At 65.0% G+C, this 19438-nt stretch carries 22 protein-coding genes and 2 pseudogenes; 7 read left to right on the forward strand and 17 right to left on the reverse strand.

Features of this window, described 5'->3' with window-relative positions:
- Positions 1-96: 96 nt before the first annotated feature.
- Entirely contained in the window at positions 97-762 is a 666-nt protein-coding gene (locus ONR75_RS31495; RefSeq protein ID WP_265080701.1) for a DedA family protein, read from the forward strand.
- Between the two features lie 6 nt (positions 763-768).
- Here ONR75_RS31495 and ONR75_RS31500 read toward each other — a convergent pair whose 3' ends face one another.
- The 12 genes from ONR75_RS31500 to coxB form a co-directional block, all read right to left on the reverse strand.
- Entirely contained in the window at positions 769-1455 is a 687-nt protein-coding gene (locus tag ONR75_RS31500) for a hypothetical protein (RefSeq protein WP_265080702.1), read from the reverse strand.
- A 270-nt stretch (positions 1456-1725) separates the two neighbouring features.
- The gene (locus ONR75_RS31505; RefSeq protein WP_265080703.1) at positions 1726-2313 is read right to left on the reverse strand and encodes a GNAT family N-acetyltransferase; all 588 of its coding nucleotides are present in this window, start codon (positions 2311-2313) and stop codon (positions 1726-1728) included.
- A 36-nt stretch (positions 2314-2349) separates the two neighbouring features.
- A complete protein-coding gene (locus ONR75_RS31510) occupies positions 2350-3639 on the reverse strand; it encodes a M16 family metallopeptidase (RefSeq protein ID WP_265080704.1) in 1290 nt (429 codons plus the stop codon).
- On the reverse strand, positions 3639-5054 hold the full coding sequence (gene thrC, locus ONR75_RS31515) for a threonine synthase (protein WP_265080705.1): 1416 nt from the start codon (positions 5052-5054) through the stop codon (positions 3639-3641). Before thrC ends, ONR75_RS31510 begins: the two co-directional genes overlap by 1 nt.
- Before the next feature lie 307 nt (positions 5055-5361).
- Positions 5362-6117, reverse strand: coding sequence for an SURF1 family protein (locus ONR75_RS31520; RefSeq protein WP_265080706.1), 756 nt, complete (start codon positions 6115-6117; stop codon positions 5362-5364).
- On the reverse strand, positions 6114-6506 hold the full coding sequence (locus ONR75_RS31525) for a DUF983 domain-containing protein (RefSeq protein WP_265080707.1): 393 nt from the start codon (positions 6504-6506) through the stop codon (positions 6114-6116). The genes ONR75_RS31520 and ONR75_RS31525 overlap by 4 nt, the downstream gene beginning before the upstream one ends.
- Positions 6507-6796: 290 nt before the next feature.
- Positions 6797-7654 carry a cytochrome c oxidase subunit 3 gene (locus ONR75_RS31530; RefSeq protein WP_265080708.1) on the reverse strand — a complete coding sequence of 286 codons (858 nt, stop codon included), beginning with the start codon at positions 7652-7654 and terminating at the stop codon, positions 6797-6799.
- A 68-nt stretch (positions 7655-7722) separates the two neighbouring features.
- Positions 7723-8352 (reverse strand): cytochrome c oxidase assembly protein, encoded by a 630-nt coding sequence (locus tag ONR75_RS31535; protein WP_265080709.1) that lies wholly within the window; start codon positions 8350-8352, stop codon positions 7723-7725.
- A gap of 5 nt (positions 8353-8357) precedes the next feature.
- Complete coding sequence (locus ONR75_RS31540; RefSeq protein WP_265080710.1) at positions 8358-8531, reverse strand: CoxF protein; 174 nt, start codon at positions 8529-8531, stop codon at positions 8358-8360.
- A gap of 16 nt (positions 8532-8547) precedes the next feature.
- The gene (locus ONR75_RS31545) at positions 8548-9489 is read right to left on the reverse strand and encodes a heme o synthase (protein ID WP_265083871.1); all 942 of its coding nucleotides are present in this window, start codon (positions 9487-9489) and stop codon (positions 8548-8550) included.
- Between the two features lie 101 nt (positions 9490-9590).
- Positions 9591-11216 carry a cytochrome c oxidase subunit I gene (gene ctaD, locus ONR75_RS31550; RefSeq protein WP_265080711.1) on the reverse strand — a complete coding sequence of 542 codons (1626 nt, stop codon included), beginning with the start codon at positions 11214-11216 and terminating at the stop codon, positions 9591-9593.
- 74 nt (positions 11217-11290) lie between these two features.
- Positions 11291-12130 (reverse strand): cytochrome c oxidase subunit II, encoded by an 840-nt coding sequence (gene coxB / locus ONR75_RS31555; protein WP_265080712.1) that lies wholly within the window; start codon positions 12128-12130, stop codon positions 11291-11293.
- A gap of 419 nt (positions 12131-12549) precedes the next feature.
- Between coxB and ONR75_RS31560 the strand changes: the two genes are divergently transcribed.
- Complete coding sequence (locus ONR75_RS31560) at positions 12550-13107, forward strand: invasion associated locus B family protein (RefSeq protein ID WP_265080713.1); 558 nt, start codon at positions 12550-12552, stop codon at positions 13105-13107.
- Between the two features lie 49 nt (positions 13108-13156).
- On the opposite strand, the pseudogene ONR75_RS32995 reads toward ONR75_RS31560, so the two are convergent.
- Both ONR75_RS32995 and ONR75_RS31575 read right to left on the reverse strand, forming a co-directional pair.
- Positions 13157-13486, reverse strand: a pseudogene (locus ONR75_RS32995) (DUF5615 family PIN-like protein).
- Complete coding sequence (locus ONR75_RS31575; RefSeq protein WP_265080714.1) at positions 13483-13707, reverse strand: DUF433 domain-containing protein; 225 nt, start codon at positions 13705-13707, stop codon at positions 13483-13485. The pseudogene ONR75_RS32995 and the gene ONR75_RS31575 overlap by 4 nt, the downstream one beginning before the upstream one ends.
- Before the next feature lie 128 nt (positions 13708-13835).
- Here ONR75_RS31575 and tldD point away from each other — a divergent pair, with 128 nt between their 5' ends.
- From tldD to ONR75_RS31600, 5 genes and pseudogenes are all read left to right on the forward strand, one after another.
- Positions 13836-15263: a metalloprotease TldD gene (tldD, locus tag ONR75_RS31580; RefSeq protein WP_265080715.1), complete on the forward strand. Its 1428-nt coding sequence runs from the start codon at positions 13836-13838 to the stop codon at positions 15261-15263.
- Positions 15260-16036, forward strand: coding sequence for a signal peptidase I (gene lepB / locus ONR75_RS31585; RefSeq protein ID WP_265080716.1), 777 nt, complete (start codon positions 15260-15262; stop codon positions 16034-16036). The genes tldD and lepB overlap by 4 nt, the downstream gene beginning before the upstream one ends.
- 72 nt (positions 16037-16108) lie before the next feature.
- On the forward strand, positions 16109-16687 hold the full coding sequence (locus ONR75_RS31590; RefSeq protein ID WP_265080717.1) for a nucleotidyltransferase family protein: 579 nt from the start codon (positions 16109-16111) through the stop codon (positions 16685-16687).
- 83 nt (positions 16688-16770) lie between these two features.
- A pseudogene (locus ONR75_RS31595) lies at positions 16771-16944 on the forward strand (transposase); the annotation flags it as partial.
- 82 nt (positions 16945-17026) lie between these two features.
- The gene (locus ONR75_RS31600; RefSeq protein WP_265080718.1) at positions 17027-17524 is read left to right on the forward strand and encodes an IS5 family transposase; all 498 of its coding nucleotides are present in this window, start codon (positions 17027-17029) and stop codon (positions 17522-17524) included.
- 12 nt (positions 17525-17536) lie between these two features.
- Here the strand turns inward: ONR75_RS31600 and ONR75_RS31605 are convergent, their stop codons facing one another.
- The 3 genes from ONR75_RS31605 to ONR75_RS31615 form a co-directional block, all read right to left on the reverse strand.
- The gene (locus ONR75_RS31605; protein ID WP_265080719.1) at positions 17537-18253 is read right to left on the reverse strand and encodes a cytochrome c biogenesis CcdA family protein; all 717 of its coding nucleotides are present in this window, start codon (positions 18251-18253) and stop codon (positions 17537-17539) included.
- A 6-nt stretch (positions 18254-18259) separates the two neighbouring features.
- On the reverse strand, positions 18260-18619 hold the full coding sequence (locus ONR75_RS31610) for a thioredoxin family protein (protein ID WP_413776551.1): 360 nt from the start codon (positions 18617-18619) through the stop codon (positions 18260-18262).
- Positions 18620-18831: 212 nt separating this feature from the next.
- Positions 18832-19389: a PAN domain-containing protein gene (locus ONR75_RS31615; protein ID WP_265080720.1), complete on the reverse strand. Its 558-nt coding sequence runs from the start codon at positions 19387-19389 to the stop codon at positions 18832-18834.
- Positions 19390-19438 lie beyond the last annotated feature (49 nt).

Genomic DNA, 19438 nt, shown 5'->3' on the forward strand with positions numbered 1-19438 from the left:
TCCATGCGGCTGGCCCGGATCGCAGCCGCGTGGTCGGTGTTGGCTGATGATATTGTACGGGGCCTTGCGTCAGGCCCCTGAAGGAACAGGACACACGTGACCTCATCGATCGACTGGCTGACGCATTTCATCGCCGCCCATGGCTGGCTTGGTTATCTCGTGCTGTTCCTCGCCGCATGGCTGGAGGCGGTGCCGGTGGTCGGCTCGGTGATTCCCGGCTCGACCATCATCCTGGCGCTGAGCGCGCTGGTTCCCGGCGGCGAGCTCGACCTGATCGGCGTATTGTTGGCGGCAGCCGCCGGCGCGGTGCTCGGCGACGGCACTGCCTTCTGGGTCGGGCATGTCCAGCAGCGCAACATTCTCAACGCCTGGCCGATGTCGCGCTATCCCGGGGCGGCCGCGCAGAGCGAGGCGTTCTTCGGCCGTTTCGGCACCTGGGCGGTGTTCTTCGGCCGCTTCGTTCCGCCGATCCGCGCCTTCGTGCCGGTGACCGCCGGCGCATTGGGGATGGCTCCGGCGAGATTCTACACGGTGAACATCCTGGCGGTTTTGCTGTGGGCACCAGCCCATGTGCTGCCGGGCGTGCTGGCGGTGTCGGTGCTGGACCGCGCCGGCGGGTTCTCCGGGCTGGAAGTCACCGCCAAGCATTACTGGATGCCCACGGTGCTGCTGCTGGCCCTTGGCGTCGGCGCCGCCACCTGGTGGTGGCAGCGCAGCCGGCGCGCGGCGGCGAAAGCCGCGCTGGCCGGCGAGGATGCGTAGGTCGCGCTACCGCTTGCGGCTGCGCGGCGCCGGGCGCTCGGGCTTCAAGGCCTGCGGATCGAAGCCGATGTAGAAAATATAGGAATCGCCGGCGGCGCCGACCGGGACCGGATAGGACAGATCCTCACCGACCAGGCTGAACGGCACGCTGGTGTCGGTGCCCATCTGCACCGTGGTCTGGTAGACCTTGGTGACGATCGTCTTCGGCGTGACGCCCTCCTGCACCACGGCGACGCGAAGCGGCACGTCGACGCTGGCAGGCGCGCCGGACGGGCCGGCGATGACCCGGCCCTGGATGCCGATCCGCACGTTGACCTGACCATTCTGCAGATTGCAGTCGCGCGCAGTGCGGGTGATGGTCGCTTGGTAGCGCAGGTCATTGCCGATGGCCTGCTTGCCGGGCGCGGCCACCGCATAGGTCGAGGCGCCCGGACGGATGCTGACCGAGGGACAGGTCAGGTCGTTCTCGTCGGTCTGCGGCGACTGTGGTGCACCGACCTCGGTGGACTTGCCTGTAAACAGCTGGCTGAAGCGATCGGTCATCGACGGGCTGGGGCTGCCGCCCGGCGAACCGCCGCCGAACATGCTGCCGCCGCCGCAGCCGGTCAACGCGACCCCGGCCACTGCCAGCACGGCAAGATTACGCAGCGTTGCGGCGCGGCCGGCGGCCTGCATCGTCAGAAACTCACGCATTGTCTGGATATCCCCGAAACTCGATAGCCCGCCGATCGCCCCCGATCCGCACGCGGCCTTATAACAGCGCAATGGCGGCGAACCCAAGGCATGGCGTGGGAGACCGCTTCCCCGACGCGCTGCGGCATTCTCAGGCGATGCTCTTGCATCGCCGCCATGCCGCTGCGCAGATCCGGGATCCCGGTGCATTTCGCGACAACCGGGACCCCGGATCTGCGGAGCACCACCATCGCTGCGCGATGGCAGATGCACCGCGTCCGGGGGCGGGCCCTACCCCCGCAAATCCTCGTGGAGGATGCCGAATAGCAGGTGGTCCTGCCAGACGCCGTTGATGCACAGGTAACGGCGGGCGAGGCCCTCGCGGGTAAAGCCGCATTTCTCCAGCACCCGGATCGACGGGGTGTTGGTGGGAATGCAGGCGGCCTCGACGCGGTGCAGGTTGAGTTCGCCGAACAGGCTGGGCAGCAGCACCCGCAGCGCTGCGGTCATGTAGCCCTGATGGGCGTAGGGCTGGCCGACCCAGTAGCCGACTGTGGCGGCCTGCACGATGCCGCGCCGGACGTTGGCCAGGGTCACCCCGCCAACCAGCGTGCCGTCGGATTCGCGAAACACCAGGAACGGATAGGCGCGATCGGCGGCGACATCCTCGGCGTAGCGGCGCAGCCGGCGCCGGAAGCCGGCGCGGGTCAGGTCGTCCGACGGCCAGATCGGCTCCCATGGCGTCAGGTAAGCCCGGCTGTGTTCGCGCAGGTCGGCCCATTGCGGGAAGTCGGCCATGACCGGCCCGCGCAGCAGCAGACCGTAGCCGCGCGGCGCAAGCGCCGCCGGTAGGTTCGATGGTAAGCGAAACAGCGCCATGCTGGCGTCCCCCTGGGCCGCGAAAAGAGATCCGCGTCAGTGTAGCTGGGCTTTGTCCTTCACGTGGGTCAAACCTTCGGCAAAACCCACCGCGCTGTCCAGACCCCGGCCGCTGCCCAGCGCCACCACTGCGGGACGGCTGCGCGACAGCAGGCCGTGCGCGGCGTTGCGGGTTGTCTCGACGCTGACCGCGTCGATCCGGCCCATCAGCTCCGGCACGGTGAGCGGCCGGCCATAGGCCAGCATGTGCCGGGCCAGCTGTTCGGCGCGCGAGCTGCAGCTTTCCAGCGCCATCAGCAGGCCGGCCTTCATCTGCGCCTTGGCGCGGTTGATCTCGGCCTCGGTGAGGGTTTCCACAGCGTCGTTGATGACGTCGACGATGACTTCCATCATCTCCGGCGCATCGGCCGGATCGGTGCCGGTATAGAGCCCGAAGAAACCGGTGTCCGAATAGGGCGCATGGAAGGTGTAGATCGAATAGCACAGGCCGCGCTTTTCGCGGACCTCCTGGAACAGCCGCGACGACATCCCGCCGCCGAGAATGTTGCTGAACACCTGCAGGCTGAACAGCGACAGGTCCGACTGCGGCACGCCTTCCAGCGCCAGCGTCATATGCGCCTGCTCGAGGTCGCGATGCACCACGCGGGAGCCGCCCTTGCCGAACATCGCCGACTGCGGCTTGGGCGCCGGGGTGGAATCGAAACTCTTGAAGCGCTCGGCGACTTCCTCGACCACGCGCTTGTGATCGACGGCCCCGGCGGCGGCGACCACCATCTCCGGACCGCGGTAATGCGTCGACAGGTAGTTCTGCAGCGTGTCGCGGTCGAAGGCCTTCAGCGTCTTGGCGGTGCCGAGCAAGGAGCGGCCCATCGGCTGGTCGGGATAGCAGAGCTCGTTGAGATGTTCGAACACCACGTCGTCCGGGGTGTCCTGTGCCGCCCCGATCTCCTGCACGATGACGCTCTTCTCGCGCTCCAGCTCGTCGGGCACGAAGGACGGATTGGCGAGAATGTCCGAGAGCACGTCGAGCGCTAGCGGCACGTCGTCCTTCATGACGCGGGCATAATAGGCGGTGGTCTCGGTGGAGGTGCCGGCATTGAGGTCGCCGCCGACCGCCTCGATCTCTTCGACGATCTCGCGCGACGAGCGCCGCTTGGTGCCCTTGAACGCCATGTGTTCGAGCAGATGCGAGATGCCGTGCTCGTTCGGCTTCTCGTCACGGCCGCCGACGCCGGTCCAGACACCCAGGGCGGCGGTTTCCAGATGCGGCATGGAATCGGTGACGACCGTCAGGCCCGAGGGCAGCTTGGTGACTTCGACGCTCATCAGATGGCTCCCTGCTTCGCAGCGCGACTGACAGACAGCACGAACCGCTCGATGTCGCTTTGGTCATTCTTCATGACCTTGATATGTTCTGTCTTGCTCATCAGCCCTTCGAGATAGGCCGGCAAGGCCGGGCGGACGCCGCAGGCGGCTTCAACCGCATCGGGAAACTTCGCTGCATGCGCGGTGGACAGCACGATGTTCGGCACATGCATCTCGGTGGTGTCGCGATCGGCCACCGCCAGCGCCACGGCGGTGTGCGGATCGACGAGGTCACCGGTTTCGCGCCAAGCGGCGCGGATCGCGGCGGCGGTTTCGTCCTCGTCGGCGCGGCCGGCTTCGAAATCGGCTGATATCGCCGACAGCAGCGACTCCGGCAGCACGAAGCGGCCGGACTGCTTCAGGGATTCCATCAGCCCGCGCATCAAAGCGGCGTCACGGCCGGAGGCCTCGAACAAAAGGCGTTCGAAGTTCGACGATACCTGGATGTCCATCGACGGCGACATCGAGGCGTGAACCTCGCGCACTTCGTAGATGCCGGTCTTCAGCGTGCGGTCGAGGATGTCGTTGACGTTGGCGGCGACGCGCAGCTTGCGCACCGGCAGGCCCATGCGCTTGGCGACGTAGCCGGCAAAGATATCGCCGAAATTGCCGGTCGGCACGGTGAAGTCGACCTCGCGGTGCGGCGCGCCGAGCGCCACCGCCGAGGTGAAGTAGTACACCACTTGGGCGACAATACGCGCCCAGTTGATGGAGTTGACGCCGGACAGCGACACCGCATCGCGGAAGCTGTGGTGGTTGAACAGTCCCTTCACCAGCGCCTGGCAATCGTCGAAGTGACCTTCGACGGACAGTGCGTGGATGTTCGACGCGCCCGACGTGGTCATCATGCGACGCTGCACGTCGGAGATCCGGCCGTGGGGAAACAGCACGATCAGGTCGACATTGTCGCGACCGGCGAAGGCGTCCACGGCGGCGCCGCCGGTGTCACCGGAGGTGGCGACCACGATGGTGGTTCGCTGGTTGCGCTTGGCCAGCACGTGATCCATCAGCCGGGCGATCAGTTGCATCGCCACGTCCTTGAACGCCAGCGTCGGGCCATGGAACAGCTCGAGCACGAACTGGTTCGGCGCGGTCTGATCGAGCGGCACCACGGCGGGATGGCGGAAGGTGGCGTAGGCCTCGTTGGCCATGCGTCCGAGATCGTCGTCGGAAATCTCGCCGGCCACGAACGGGCGGATCACCTCGACGGCAACCTCCCAATACGGCCGCCCGAACAGCCCGGCGATGGCCTGTGGGCTCAGCTGCGGCCAAGTCTGCGGCACGTAGAGCCCGCCGTCACGGGCGAGCCCGGTCAGCATGACATCGCAAAATCCGAGGGTCGGGGCCTCGCCCCGCGTCGAAATATAGTTCGTCAACACGTCCTCCAAAGGAGCGGATGACCGCCAAGCCTTTGATGTAAAGGGATGATTATCTCACGCGCAGGTGAAATGCCGGGCCACCATAATGGGTTTTGCAGGCAAGGGGAAATGCGGTACTCAGGCACCCCACGCTCCGTTGTCCCCGCGGATGCGGGGATCCAGTACACGCAAGTTCCGCGGCTTTCTCACAGATGCCGGTATTTACTGGGGCGCCCGGTCCAGACGCGCAAGCGCGCACCTGGCCGGGCGATGACAGCGATGTGTGTTGCAGGCGCCGGGACCTCGCAGCGTTCGGGACACGAGGCTAAGCCTTCCGCTGCCCCCTCAGCCAGACACCAAACGCCACCAGAACGGCGGCGGCGAGGCCGAACCAGGTTACAGCGTATTGCATGTGGTCGTCCTTGAGCTGGACCTCGAGCGGGCCCGGCTTCGGAATGCTGCTGGCGGGCACCGGCGATTCCAGGTCGATATAGAACGGCGCCACCTCGCCCCAGTTCAGCGCCTGGGCCATGGCGCGCTGGTCGCGGGTGAACCACAGCCGCTTGCTGACATCGTCATGCGGCGTCAGTGCGCCGGCGGCTTCGGGGAAGCGCAGATAGCCGGTGAGCGTCACCGGCGCGCCGGTGACCAGGCGCTGGACCGCGCGGTCCTGCTGGGCCCGATCCTGCATGGTGTTCTGCACCGCGCCGGCATTGATCACCACCGTGGCGCCGTCGGCGAGTTTTGCCGGCATGAATGCCCAGGTGACCGGGCCGGAAATGTCAAGGCGCACCGCGGAGCCGGAAGCGTAGACCATGGCATCGGGCTTGGGCTCATAGGTCGCAGTGAAGGTCACGCGACGGAATTCGTCATGCTCCGGGCTCAGCGCCGGCCAGAGCGCCGGTGCCGGCAATTGCTGCGGCTGGCCGGCAAGGCGCTCGGTCAAGGCGGCGATCAGCAGATGCTTCTGGGTGCGGCGCTGCAGCTGCCAGAAGCCGAGGCTGAGCAACACGGCGACAATCACCAGGGTGACGATGCCGAAGCCGATACTGCCGCGACGCGGCACAGAGTGAGCGGTCATTTCGGGGCGCGATCGATCAGGCGGCCAGGCGCGGCCTTGTGGTGAAACTGCAATGCGATCAGCAGCGACTTCATCGACCGCATCGGCAGCAGCGTGGTGGCCAGAATCAATGGCAGCCATAGAGCGGCATGCAGCCAGAACGGCGGCTGGTACTTGATCTCCACCACCAGCGCGCAGCCGACCACGATGGCGCCGGCAATCATGATGAGGAAGATCGCCGGCCCGTCGCCGGTGTCGATGAAGGTGTAATCGAGCCCGCAATTCTCGCAGGACGGCCGCAGGTCGATGAAGCCCTTGAACAGCTTGCCAATGCCGCAGCGCGGGCATTTGCAGGCGACGCCGCGGAGGACGGTCTGGGCGAGGGTAACGGAAGGAGCACTATCGGTCATGGCATCTTTCTTCCCCTCTCCCCCAGCAAAGCGAAGCTTTGCGCAGCGGGAGAGGGTGCCTTCGCGCAGCGAAGGCGGGAGAGGGGCCGGCGCTTGGGGCTGCCCCTCTCCCGGCCCGGACGGAGCCTGTCATCGGGCGGCACTTTGCGCCGACCCGTTGGTCCGGTCCACCCTCTCCCGCCTTCGCGCAGCTGCGCTGCGCGCGGGGAGAGGGGAAGAAGAAGCAAGCATCGTCAGCGAAACGAAAAAGGGCGGCCCTGCGGCCGCCCTCTTCTAGCACGTCAACGCGTTCAGTGCGCGGCGTGGGCGATGGCGCCGGCGCCGCGGCCCCAGACGTAGATGCTGATGAACAGGAACAGCCAGACCACGTCGACGAAATGCCAGTACCAGGCGGCGAATTCGAAGCCGAGGTGCTGCTTCGGCGTGAAGTGGCCGGCATAGGCGCGGAACAGGCAGACCAGCAGGAAGATGGTGCCGACCAGCACGTGGAAGCCATGGAAGCCGGTGGCCATGAAGAAGGTCGCGCCATAGACGTTGCCGGCGAACGAGAACGCGGCGTGGCTGTATTCATAGGCCTGCACGCAGGAGAACAGCGCGCCGAGCAGGATGGTCAGGATCAGGCCGTACTTCAAGCCCTTGCGGTCGCCTTCGAGCAGCGCGTGATGCGCCCAGGTCACCGTGGTGCCCGAGGTCAGCAGGATCAGCGTGTTGAGCAGCGGAAGGTGCCAGGGATCGAACGTCTCGATACCCTTCGGCGGCCAGACACCACCGAACAGCGCCTCGCGGGTGACGTGGACGGGATCGCCGGGGAACAGCGAGGCGTTGAAGAACGCCCAGAACCAGGCGACGAAGAACATGACTTCCGAGGCGATGAACAGGATCATGCCGTAGCGGTGGCTGATCTGCACCACGCGGGTGTGGTCGCCCTTGTACTGGGCTTCCTTGATCACGTCGCCCCACCAGCTGGCGAAAGTGTAGAGCACGCCGATTGTGCCGATGCCGAACACGATCGGCGCAGCGGCGTACATGTGATGCATCCAGCTGACGGCACCGACCGCCATGATGAAGGCGGCAACCGAGCCGACGAACGGCCACGGCGAGGGATCGACGAGGTGGTAGTCGTGGTGCTTTACGTCAGCGGTGGCCATGGCGGTCTCTCCGTCAGCGGCCCCGGTTTGCGCCGGAGCCAGTTCGTCTCAGGAATTCAAAACGCGTATCAAAGATTTCCCTTGCGCTTGTCGGGCTCGCCCGAAGCCAAGGGCTTCGGCGCCGGATCGCGCACGGGGTAGAACGTATAGGACAGGGTGATGCTGTTGAGGCTGTCGTGCTCCGGATCGGCGGCCAGCGCCGGATCGACGTAGAACACCACCGGCATCTCGCGGGTTTCGCCCGGGCCCAGCGTCTGTTCGGTGAAGCAGAAGCAGTTGATCTTCTGGAAATACGCGCCGACCGTCAGCGGCGCCACGTTGTAGGCGGCCTGTGCGGTGGTGGTCCGCGCCGAGCGGTTGGTCACGGTGTAGAAGATGGTGACGACTTCGCCGATCTTGACGTTGATCTCGGTCTGCTCCGGCACGAACTTCCACGGCAGCCCGCCCGACACGTTGGAATCGAAGCGCACCGCGATGGTGCGTGCGAGCGGTCCGGAGTTCGGCGCCGCGGTCGCCACCTGGGTGGTGCCATTGAAACCGGTGGAGCGGCAGAACCAGTTGTAAAACGGCACCGCAGCGTAGGATGCCCCGACCATGAAGGCGACCAGCAAGCCGCACAACGCCGCCACCTTGACATCGCCACCGATGCGGAAGCGCGGCTTGGCGGCAGTCGGTTGCTCTGGTGTGCGGTCGGTCATGTCAATCACATCGGCCGGACGAGAACGCCCGGTCCCTTGACCAGAGTGACGGCGAAGAACAGCACCACGAGAATGCCGAGTGCCCAAGCGATCGCCAGCGAACGCTCGCGCTGGCGCTTCTTCTGCGCTTCGGTGAGGACGATGCCCTCTGGCTTGACCGGGTTAGGCTTGTTGTCCATCGGACCATGCATCCCTCTACCAGACCAGCGGCAAGATGGCGCGGACGGCCACCTCGAGCAGCAGGATGGCGAACAGAGCGAACAGATACAGGATCGAGAAGGCAAACAGTTTTCGCGTGGCGCGCAGCGCGGCGCTGCCGGTGCGGCGGGTGTAGACGTTGATTGCGAAATACAGCATGCCGGCGCCGAGGATCAGCGACGCCACGCCATAGACCGCCGAGAAATAGCCGAGCGGCCAGGGCGCCACGGCGATCGCCACCAGCACCACCGTATAGAGCAGGATCTGCAGCCGCGTCGCGTCGGGACCGGCGACCACCGGCAGCATCGGCACGCCGGCGCGCGAGTAGTCGTCGTTGCGGAACAGCGCCAGCGCCCAGAAGTGCGGCGGGGTCCAGAAGAAGATGATCAGGAACAGCAGCAGCGGCTCGACCGACAGCGATCCCGACGCCGCGGCCCACGCCACCACCGGCGGCAGGGCGCCGGCGGCGCCGCCGATCACGATGTTCTGCGCGGTCCAGCGCTTCAGCGCGATGGTGTAGATCACGACATAGAAGAAGATGGTGAAGGCCAGCAGCGCACCGGCCAGCCAGTTGACGAGAATGCCGAGTGTCATCACCGAGAAGAACGCCAGCACCAAGCCGAAGGTCAGGGCTTCCGGCCGGGTGACTCGGCCGCGCGGGATCGGACGGTTGGCGGTGCGCGTCATCAGCGCGTCGATGTCGCCTTCGTACCACATGTTCAGCGCGCCGGAGGCGCCGCCGCCCACCGCGATGCACAGGATCGAGGTGAACAGCATCACCGGATGGATATGGCCGGGGGCCAGCGCGTAGCCGACCAGAGCCGTGAACACCACCAGCGACATCACCCGCGGCTTCAGCAGCGCGATGTAATCGGCGACGCCCGCTTCGGAAATGCGGGGCATCGTGAGGTCGATGGCGTTCTGGTCGAGTACCGACAATTGCGTTCTCACTTCTTTCAACTGCGTCTCCGCCGGCAACCTTGCGGTCGCGGCGGAGACGTCAACTCAAGGCGCGGCGCAAGATGCGCCGCGCGAAGCCGTTACTGCACGCGCGGCAGAACTTCAAACTGATGGAACGGCGGCGGCGAGGTCAGCGTCCATTCCAGCGTGGTGGCGCCCGAACCCCACGGGCTGTTGGCGGCCTTTTCCTTGCGCATGAAGGCATCGACAACGCCCCACAGGAAGATCAACACCGCGAAGCCGGAGATGTAGGAGCCGATCGATGACACCAGGTTCCAGCCCGCGAAGGCATCGGGGTAATCGACGTAGCGGCGCGGCATGCCCGACAGGCCGAGGAAATGCTGCGGGAAGAACACCAGGTTGACGCCGACGAAGGTGACCCAGAAGTGCGCCTTGGCGATGGCGTCCGAGTACATGTAGCCGAACATCTTCGGGAACCAGTAGTACCAGCCCGCGAAGATCGCGAACACGGCGCCGAGCGACAGCACGTAGTGGAAGTGCGCGACGACGTAGTAGGTATCCTGCAGCACGCGGTCGACGCCGGCATTGGCCAGCACGACGCCGGTCACGCCGCCGACGGTGAACAGGAAGATGAAGCCGACAGCCCACAGCATCGGCGCCTTGAACTCGATCGAGCCGCCCCACATCGTGGCGATCCAGGAGAAGATCTTCACGCCGGTTGGGACCGCGATCACCATGGTCGCGGCGACGAAGTAGGCCTGCGTCGCGCTGGACATGCCGACAGTGTACATGTGGTGCGCCCAGACGACGAAGCCGATGCCGCCGATGGCGACCATCGCATAGGCCATGCCGAGATAGCCGAACACCGGCTTCTTGGAGAAGGTCGAGATGATCTGCGAGATCATGCCGAAGCCCGGGAGGATGAGGATGTAAACTTCCGGGTGACCGAAGAACCAGAACAGATGCTGGAACAGGATCGGATCGCCGCCGCCGTCAGCCGCGAAGAAGGTGGTGCCGAAGTTGCGGTCGGTGAGCAGCATGGTGATGGCGCCGGCCAGAACCGGCAGCGACAGCAGCAACAGGAACACGGTGACCAGGATCGACCACACGAACAGCGGCATCTTGTGCAGGGTCATGCCCGGCGCGCGCATGTTGAAGATGGTGGTGATGAAGTTGATGGCGCCGAGGATCGACGACGCACCGGCGAGATGCAGCGCCAGGATCGCGAAGTCGACGGCCGGACCGGGATGGCCCGAGGTCGACAGCGGCGCGTACATGGTCCAGCCGGCACCGACGCCGTTGGCGCCGGGCTCGCCTTCCACGAAGGTGGAGATGATCAGCAGCGCGAAGGCGGCGGGCAGCAGCCAGAACGACACGTTGTTCATGCGCGGGAACGCCATGTCCGGTGCGCCGATCATCAGCGGCACCATCCAGTTGCCGAAGCCGCCGATCATCGCCGGCATCACCATGAAGAAGATCATGATCAGGCCGTGCGAGGTCACGAACACGTTGTAGGTATGGCTTTCGTGGAAGATCTGAACGCCCGGATACATCAGCTCGATGCGGATCAGGATCGACATGATGCCGCCGATGATGCCGGCCACGATCGCGAAGATAAGGTACATCGTGCCGATGTCCTTATGGTTCGTCGAATAGACGTAGCGCCGCCATCCGGTGGGATGGGCATGCGCATGATCGTCATGGGCGTGATCGTCGTGAGCCGGTGTTGCCGCGGTCGTTGCCATTTTCAAATCCTGCTTTGTCGTCTTTGGACCTCGCGGCCCCGTCGCCCTTAACTGTTACAGCAGCAAGCCGGAGCTTACTGCGCCGCGATCCCGGCCGAGGCAAAGGTATTGCCCGGGTTGGTTGCGAATTTCTTCTTGGCGGTCTCGATCCAGGCTGCGAAATCCTGGTCGCTCACAACGCGGATCGCGATCGGCATGAACGCATGATCCTTGCCGCACAGCTCCGAGCACTGGCCATAATACATGCCGACTTTGGTCGCCTTGAACCAGGTCTCGTTGAGCCGGCCCGGCACCGAGTCGATCTTGATGCCGAACGACGGCACCGCGAAGGAATGGATCACGTCAGCGCCCGTGGTCTGGACCCGGATCACCTTGTTGACCGGCACCACCATCTCGTTGTCGACGCCGAGCAGGCGCGGCTGCTTGTCGGAGGCCAGCAGCGAGTCAAATTCGAACTTGCCGTTGTCGGGATAGGCGTAGCTCCAGTACCACTGCTTGCCGGTCGCCTTGACGGTGAGGTCGGCCTTGGGAATGTCGAGCTCGAGGAACAGCAGGCGGAACGACGGCACCGCGACGGCAACAAGGATCAGCACCGGGATCAGGGTCCACGCCACCTCGATCAGGGTGTTGTGAGTGGTCTTGGAGGGGACCGGGTTGGCCTTGGCGTTGAACTTGACCACGACGATGATCAGCAGCACCAGCACGAACAGAGTGATGGCGGTGATCAGCCAGAGCAGGAAATTGTGAAACCAGGTGATGTTTTCCATCACCGGCGTCGCGGCTTCCTGCAGCTTGTATTCCCAGGGCGCGGGCTGACCCATTTCGGCCAACGCAGCCCCGCTCAACGCGAGCCCGGCTCCAACAACCGCTAACCCCAGCAACCGGCGGCCAATCTGGCCCTTCGACATCTTCATGTCGCGCGCGCTCCCATATTGATCTAACTCAAGATAGCCCGGCGGTTCGCCGTGTTACCCAGCAAAAGCTGTTCAGCTCGCATCCCGTCAAACGGACATAGGCCCGGTTGTTAGAAAGCGTCGAAATCCAGCCTCTCAAACCATAATTCGCGGCGGGTCGCAATGCAGGAATGGACCGGGGTTCAATGCATCCGGAAGGATTGTGCCGGCGCCACAATTCCCGGACCGAATTCAGCGAAACTGCAGCTTGACCATACCGGTGGCGCTTGACAGGCTGACGGCCCGATGTACGCACAGGCGGGATGGCTCGCGGCGCGGTGATTCGCCGCCGTAGCGCCAGAGTCCGACGGACGCCTTCACGGCGCCGTCTTTGCCGTATCAGTCCATTGCCCGGACGACTTGCCGAGGGACAGACCCTGATGGGGCTTTTGAAACATTTGAACACATCGGCCACGGGCCTCGCCTTGCCGTTTGCCGGCTGGCGTCGTCTCGCAGCCGGCTGCCTGGCGCTGGCGGCCGTCGCCGCCATGCCGTCGGCCAGCCATGCCCAGGGCGCGGTGCGCTCGACCCATGGCGACTGGCAGATCCGTTGCGACACCCCGCCCGGCGCCCAGGCCGAGCAATGCGCCCTGATTCAGAGCGTGGTGGCCGAAGACCGCTCCAATGCCGGCCTGACCGTGATCGTGCTGAAAACCGCCGACCAGAAGAGCAAGTTGATGCGGGTGGTTGCCCCGCTCGGCGTGCTGCTGCCGTCCGGTCTCGGACTCAAGCTGGACAACGTCGACGTCGGCCGCGCCGGCTTCGTGCGCTGCCTGCCTAACGGCTGCGTCGCCGAAGTGGTGATGGACGACAAGCTGCTCGGGCAGCTACGTACCGCCAAGACCGCTACCTTCATCATCTTCGAGACCCCCGAAGAAGGCATCGGCTTCCCGCTCAGCCTCAACGGCATCGGCGAAGGCTACGACAAGCTGCCATAGCAGTTGCGCTGGCCCACTATGGTTTGCCGCAGCAAAATCGACGTGACGGCTAATAGATCTCGAGGCGGACCGCTTCGTCGTCATCAAACGCAGCAATGATCTGCGCGTAACGCCGCAGCAACGACGCTATCTCCATCGTTGGCAGATTGCCGGCCCGGATCCAAATCACTTTGGGCGGGCCACCGAGCAGGATCGCCATCTCAGCGAAATCGGCGTCCTGAGAGACGATCGTGTAACCATTGCGCTCGGCATACTCCTAGATTGTGCGATCGTCCGCCGCTTCCATACCGGCATGCCGGACATGGATAGAACCGGGAAGAACATCGGCAATAGCCTCGCAAAGCCTGAAACTCAGGTTTTGGTCGAACAGCAGCTTCATTTCAGGGCTGTGATCGAACGCCTTTCGCGATCAGCCGCATAAGCCAGAGTCGCGAGGATGTCACTTTCCGTCAATTCCGGGAAATCGGCAATGATCTCAGAGTGCGACATGCCGGCGGCAAGCCAGCCCAGCACGTCCGCGACGGCGATCCGCATATGACGGATGCAGGGGCGACCGCCGCGCTTGCCCGGTTCAATGGTGACGATCGAACGGTAATCCATACCGATAATCTAGCACGCATCGGATGCCGCAGCAGCACCAACATGAACGTAAAGAGAGAAAACTCCCTCCCCTTCTTCCGCCGCAATGCCTATCTTCAGTGCCACAACGCCATTGCCCCGGAGCCTTCATGACCAGCCCCGCCACCACCTCCCTGATCGACCGCGCCAATCTCGACCGCGACCAGGTGCGCCAGCAGCTGATCCGGGGCCTCGAGGGCGCCGACGACGGCGAGCTGTTCCTGGAATACAGCCAGAGCGAGGCGCTGGGGTTCGACAACGGCCGGCTGAAGCAGGCGACCTATGATACCGCCCAGGGGTTTGGCCTGCGCGCGGTGAAAGATGATGCCGTCGGCTATGCGCATTCCTCGGACGTCTCGATCCCGGCGCTGATCCGGGCCGCGGATGCCGTGCATGCCGTGCGCGGCGGCTACAGCGGCACCTTTGCGGCGGCGCCGGCGCACACCAATGTGCGGCTCTATGGCGACGACAACCCGCTCGATGCGCCCGGCTTCGAGGCCAAGGTCAAACTGCTCGCCGAGATCGATGCCTATGTGCGCGACAAGGATCCGCGGGTTCGACAGGTCTCGGTCAGCGTCAGCGCCACCTGGCAGGTGGTGGAAATCCTGCGTCCGGACGGCGAGAGCTATCGCGACATCCGCCCGCTGACCCGCGTCAACATCTCCGTCGTTGCCGGTCAGGGCGACCGCCAGGAAAGCGGCAGCAAGGGCTATGGCGGCCGCGAGGGCTATGCCCGCTTCATCGAGACCAAGGCCTGGCGCGACGCCGCCGACGGCGCCATCCGCGAGGCCATGGTCAATCTCGAATCGATCCCCGCCCCCGCCGGCGAGATGGACGTGGTGCTCGGGCCGGGCTGGCCCGGCGTGATGCTGCACGAGGCCGTCGGCCACGGGCTGGAAGGCGATTTCAACCGCAAGCAGACCTCGGCCTTTGCCGGGCTGATGGGCCAGCAGGTGGCGGCCAAGGGCGTCACCGTGGTCGACGACGGCACCATCTCGTCGCGCCGCGGATCGTTGTCCATCGACGACGAGGGCACCCCGACCAGCCGCACCGTGCTGATCGAGGACGGTATCCTGACCGGCTACATGCAGGACCGCCAGAACGCCCGGCTGATGGGCATGAAGCCGACCGGCAACGGCCGGCGCCAGGGCTATGCCCATGTGCCGATGCCGCGCATGACCAACACCTACATGATGGGCGGACAGCGCGACCCGGCGGAGATTCTGGCCTCGGTGAAGAACGGCATCTATGCGGTGAACTTCGGCGGCGGACAGGTCGACATAACCTCCGGCAAGTACGTATTCCAGTGCACCGAGGCCTACAGGATCGAGAACGGCAAGATCGGTGCGCCGGTGAAGGGCGCCATGCTGATCGGCAACGGACCGACCGACCTGCATCGCGTCAGCATGATAGGCAACGATCTGGCGCTCGATGACGGCATCGGGACCTGCGGCAAGCACGGCCAGGGCGTGCCGGTTGGCGTCGGCCAGCCGACGCTACGCATGGACAAGATTACGGTCGGAGGAACGGGATCGTGAGCACGGAAGCAGACACCACATCATTTTCGGCCACGGCAAGACGCTGGTCGGGGCAACTCGGCCAGATCGCCGCCATCGTCGCCGTCGTATTCGTTGCCAAGGGTGCGCTGGCGGAGCCGTTCTACGTGCCGTCGGCCTCCATGGAGCCGACGCTGCTGATCGGCGACGCGCTGCTGGCGAGCAAATTTCCCTATGGCTACAGCACGGCCTCGCTGCCGATCCACGTCTCGTTCCCGGAAACCGGCCGGGTGTTCGCTTCGACGCCGAACCGCGGCGACGTGGTGGTGTTTCGCTGGCCCGGCGACCGCTCGCAGGTGTGGGTCAAGCGGGTCATCGGCCTGCCCGGCGACCGCGTCCAGGTGAAGCAGGGCCAGGTCTGGCTCAACGGCGTGGCGACGCAAGTGATGGCCGACGGCATCGGCAAGGCCGAGGACGACAATGGCGGCGGCGAGCCCGCGCGACGCTATGTCGAGACGCTGCCCGGCGGTGTGTCGCACCCGATCTTCAAGCTTTACGACAATGGACGGCTCGACAACACGCCGGAAGTCACGGTGCCTGCCGACCATCTGTTCGTGATGGGTGACAACCGCGACAACTCCGCCGACAGCCGCGTGCCGGTGTCGCAGGGTGGCGTCGGCCTGCTGCCGATGGACAACCTGGTCGGCCGCGTCGACGCCATCGTCGGCTCCTGGGACCTCGGCGTGCGCAGCCAGCCGGTGAGCAACTGGCTATCGGGCTTCCGCATGGCGCGGTTTTTCACCGGGGTGCATTGAGAGCAACTGGAGCCCGCAACCGAATTCCGAACGAGTTCGGGCTCCACGCACTGAAGACCGAACCGCGGTGCCATGACCTCCGCTGATTTTCTCGACGCAGCACTGCGCAATCCCATCCACACGGCGCTATTCGACGAACTCGACAGGCGCGCCCTCCCCGACGCGTGGATCGTCGCGGGATCCTTGACCCAAACGGCCTGGAATGCGCTCACCGGATGCGCGGTCGATTACGGCATCAACGACTATGACGTGTTCTACTTCGATCCCGACCCTTCCTGGGAGGCCGAAGACCGCGTCATCGCCTCGCTTCGCGACCTGTCCGACAGACTCGGCGCACGGATCGAACTGCGCAACCAGGCCCGCGTTCACCTGTGGTATCCGCAAAAGCACGGGACACCCTATCCCGCACTGACGCGCGCCACCGACGGCATTGATCGCTTCCTCACCCGCTGCACCCAAGTCGGGATTCGACGCAACGCCCAAGGCGACATCGATGTCTATGCTCCCGCAGGTCTCGACGACGTCGCGGCGATGATCGTGCGGCCCAACCTGACGCCCAATTTTTCCGCTGAGGCCTACCGGGCCAAGGCTGCGCGCTGGCTGACGCTGTGGCCGGAGTTGGAAGTGCTGCCGCCCGGAAACCTAGTCTAGCCACGAACTAGGGTCCGGACCCAATAGCCGGATTCCCCTGGCAGCCTGATCGTGATTCACTGCCTCATCGAGGAGGCGGTGAGATGGGTGATTTCTTTTGGTTTTCCGATGCGCAGTGGGCTCGAATTGAGCCGCTGCTTCCGACCGGCGTGCGCGGCAAGCCCCGGGTAGATGATCGTCGTGTGCTAAGCGGGATCGTCCATGCCCTGCGCTGTGGCGGCCGTTGGGCCGACTGCGCCGACGTCTATGGGCCAAAGAAGACGCTTTATAACCGGTTCGTCCGCTGGTCCGAACGCGGCATCTGGCAAGGCATTTTCAGTGAGCTGGCGGGAGCAGGCGATGCGCCGGACCGGCTGTTCATCGACAGCAGCTGCATCAAGGTTCACCGCTGCGCAGGCGGTGGAAAAGGGGGCCTTGGCTCATGGTATCGGCCGCACGAAAGGCGGACGAAACACCAAGCTCCATGCGGTCTGCGATGAAAAGGGGCGCCCCTGCGTCCTGCTCCTGACGCCCGGAAACGTTCACGATTGCAGGGTTGCGCAGCTCTGCATCGAGGCGATGCCACCGTCGGCCGAACTCGTCGCGGACAAGGGATACGACAGCCAGGCGCTGCGCGAGTGGTTGGTCGAGCGTGGCACCGAGCCCGTCATTCCCCCGCGCAAGAGCCGCAAGATCCAATACGATTACGACCGCGCCATCTACAAGCAGCGCAACGTCATCGAGCGTATGTTCTGCCGCTTCAAAGACTGGCGACGCATCGCCACCCGATTCGACCGCAACGTCCGAAACTTCATGAGTGCCATCAGCCTCGCCGCAACCGTCATCTGGTGGCTGTAGTGAGTCCGGACCCTAGAACGACGTCGTCAGTTCCGTCAGCCATGGCGGCGAGGTATTGACCAGAACGGCCTCGATCGTCTTGTCGGCGCCGCTGACAATCGCCACGCCGATGACGATGAAGGCAACGCCGAGCAGACTCTTGCCGAACTTGCCGGCGGACAGCAGTCGCGTCCGCAGACGCATCAGCGTGGCGCGCGACAATTCGCCGAGCAGTACCAGCGGCAATGCCGCGCCGATGCCGAACACGATCATGGTCAGCGCCACCCGCAGCAGGTCCTTGCCCTGCGCCGCCAGCAGGGAGGCCGCGCCAAGCGTCGGGCCGACGCAGGGCGACCACACCGCGCCGAGCAAAAGGCCGATGGCAAACTGTCCACCGAGACCCGACGACGCACCGCCGCCGAACTGCCGATCGGCCCAGCCCGAGATCGGCCCGCCCGCCGCGGCGAGGCGGACCTGCCAGACCGGTACCAGCAGCACCGTACCAAGCGCGATCATGATGACCGCCGCGACGGCGCGAAACACCGACGCGTCAATGCCGAGGCTGAAGCCGACCAATGCCAGCAACAGCCCCAGCAAGGTGAAGGATACCGCCAATCCCGCCGCCAGCGCCACGGCGCCAAGCCGGTGCTCGGTCACCGCGGCACCCAGCACGATGGGGACCAGCGGCAACACGCAAGGCGACAGGATCGACAGCAGCCCGGCCGCGAAGGCCAACGCAAGCGAGGTCATGGAAGGCTAGAGGCTCTTGTCGAGCAGCGATGCGATTGACGCTTCCTTGGTGTCGCCGACCGAGCGGCCTTCTTCCTTGGCGCCCTTGAAGACAATCAGGGTCGACTGCATCTGCGCGCCGAACGCTTTGACATCGGCCTTCTGCGCATCGAAATCGACCCGGAACACCTTCAGGTCCTTGAACTTCGCATTCGAGGTCAGGCGCTCCAGGATCGGCTTCTGTGCCTTGCAAGTCGGGCACCAGTCGGCGTGGATCTCGACCAGGATCGGGCTGCCCGACGCCTGCGCGGCCTTGAAGGCCGCCGGTGAAAACGGAACAACCGTGTCGCTGGCGACCGCTGACGGCAACCATGCGACGGCAGCCATGGTCGAGGCAACGGCAACAGCGGCGAACAATCTGCGCGAGATCATCATAAAATCCTCAATCGGAAGCGTTGAGCAGCGGCGGACCAAAAGCAAGGTTCCGTGACGAAGATACGGGCCAATACCGGGGGTGTTACGCAGCTTTAGAGAATAAACGATCGCGCCTCTGCTCCCGTTTCTGGCGTCGATGGACACCATGAGCCGTTCGCGCGTCGTTACCGCACCACGCCAGAGGTGAATCCCGGCCTGCGTCGCGGCGGCTTGATGTCGTCCTTCAGGAAACAATGCGCGCCGCGGCCGGCGTAGCCGGGCCGTGCATAGGTCCAGGCGCGGCATTTGTTGTCGGATTCGCAGGCAGAGCGGCAGGCTTCGTCGCTGCGGGTCTTGTCGTCCGGCTTGATCTCGAAGTTCTTGTAGTCGCCGCCGAAGCGGTCGATGGAGGTCTCCACCGGACCGGTGCGCCGCTCGATGACACCGGCGCCACGGACGCCGGAGACGCAGCAGAAGCTTTCGATGCGCGGCGGCACCTTGTCTTTCAGCCAGCACACCGCATCTTCGGATTTGTCGCTCGGATAGTTGAAACTCCAGGCACGGCAGCGGCGATCGCGTTCGCACATCAGCGCGCATTCGGCAGGATCGCCGGACCGCGACAGCGAGCGCGAATAGTCGGCGCCGGGGCGGTCGAAATTGGTCTGCCCGCCTGCCGGTCCAGCCACCAGTGCCAGCAGGGCGAACGCGGCCCAGCACGCTCTGATCAGGCAGTTCCTCGACATCGACGGTTGCTTTCGGCAGGCGCTGGAGCGGCGCGAGCCGCTATTTGAC

This window comes from Rhodopseudomonas sp. P2A-2r, from assembly GCF_026015985.1.
Lineage (GTDB): Bacteria > Pseudomonadota > Alphaproteobacteria > Rhizobiales > Xanthobacteraceae > Tardiphaga.

Excerpts from the sequence above, each read along its gene's own strand:
- coxB (WP_265080712.1), bottom strand. The coding sequence starts at position 12,130 with ATGAAGATGTCGAAGGGCCAGATTGGCCGCCGGTTGCTGGGGTTAGCG.
- tldD (WP_265080715.1), top strand. The coding sequence starts at position 13,836 with ATGACCAGCCCCGCCACCACCTCCCTGATCGACCGCGCCAATCTCGAC.
- ONR75_RS31575 (WP_265080714.1), bottom strand. The coding sequence starts at position 13,707 with ATGGATTACCGTTCGATCGTCACCATTGAACCGGGCAAGCGCGGCGGT.
- ONR75_RS31520 (WP_265080706.1), bottom strand. The coding sequence starts at position 6,117 with ATGACCGCTCACTCTGTGCCGCGTCGCGGCAGTATCGGCTTCGGCATC.
- ctaD (WP_265080711.1), bottom strand. The coding sequence starts at position 11,216 with ATGGCAACGACCGCGGCAACACCGGCTCACGACGATCACGCCCATGAC.
- ONR75_RS31610 (WP_413776551.1), bottom strand. The coding sequence starts at position 18,619 with ATGGCTGCCGTCGCATGGTTGCCGTCAGCGGTCGCCAGCGACACGGTT.
- ONR75_RS31540 (WP_265080710.1), bottom strand. The coding sequence starts at position 8,531 with ATGGACAACAAGCCTAACCCGGTCAAGCCAGAGGGCATCGTCCTCACC.
- ONR75_RS31590 (WP_265080717.1), top strand. The coding sequence starts at position 16,109 with ATGACCTCCGCTGATTTTCTCGACGCAGCACTGCGCAATCCCATCCAC.
- ONR75_RS31530 (WP_265080708.1), bottom strand. The coding sequence starts at position 7,654 with ATGGCCACCGCTGACGTAAAGCACCACGACTACCACCTCGTCGATCCC.
- ONR75_RS31600 (WP_265080718.1), top strand. The coding sequence starts at position 17,027 with ATGCGCCGGACCGGCTGTTCATCGACAGCAGCTGCATCAAGGTTCACC.
- ONR75_RS31535 (WP_265080709.1), bottom strand. The coding sequence starts at position 8,352 with ATGACCGACCGCACACCAGAGCAACCGACTGCCGCCAAGCCGCGCTTC.
- ONR75_RS31505 (WP_265080703.1), bottom strand. The coding sequence starts at position 2,313 with ATGGCGCTGTTTCGCTTACCATCGAACCTACCGGCGGCGCTTGCGCCG.
- ONR75_RS31560 (WP_265080713.1), top strand. The coding sequence starts at position 12,550 with ATGGGGCTTTTGAAACATTTGAACACATCGGCCACGGGCCTCGCCTTG.
- ONR75_RS31510 (WP_265080704.1), bottom strand. The coding sequence starts at position 3,639 with ATGAGCGTCGAAGTCACCAAGCTGCCCTCGGGCCTGACGGTCGTCACC.
- ONR75_RS31615 (WP_265080720.1), bottom strand. The coding sequence starts at position 19,389 with ATGTCGAGGAACTGCCTGATCAGAGCGTGCTGGGCCGCGTTCGCCCTG.
- ONR75_RS31500 (WP_265080702.1), bottom strand. The coding sequence starts at position 1,455 with ATGCGTGAGTTTCTGACGATGCAGGCCGCCGGCCGCGCCGCAACGCTG.
- ONR75_RS31525 (WP_265080707.1), bottom strand. The coding sequence starts at position 6,506 with ATGACCGATAGTGCTCCTTCCGTTACCCTCGCCCAGACCGTCCTCCGC.
- ONR75_RS31605 (WP_265080719.1), bottom strand. The coding sequence starts at position 18,253 with ATGACCTCGCTTGCGTTGGCCTTCGCGGCCGGGCTGCTGTCGATCCTG.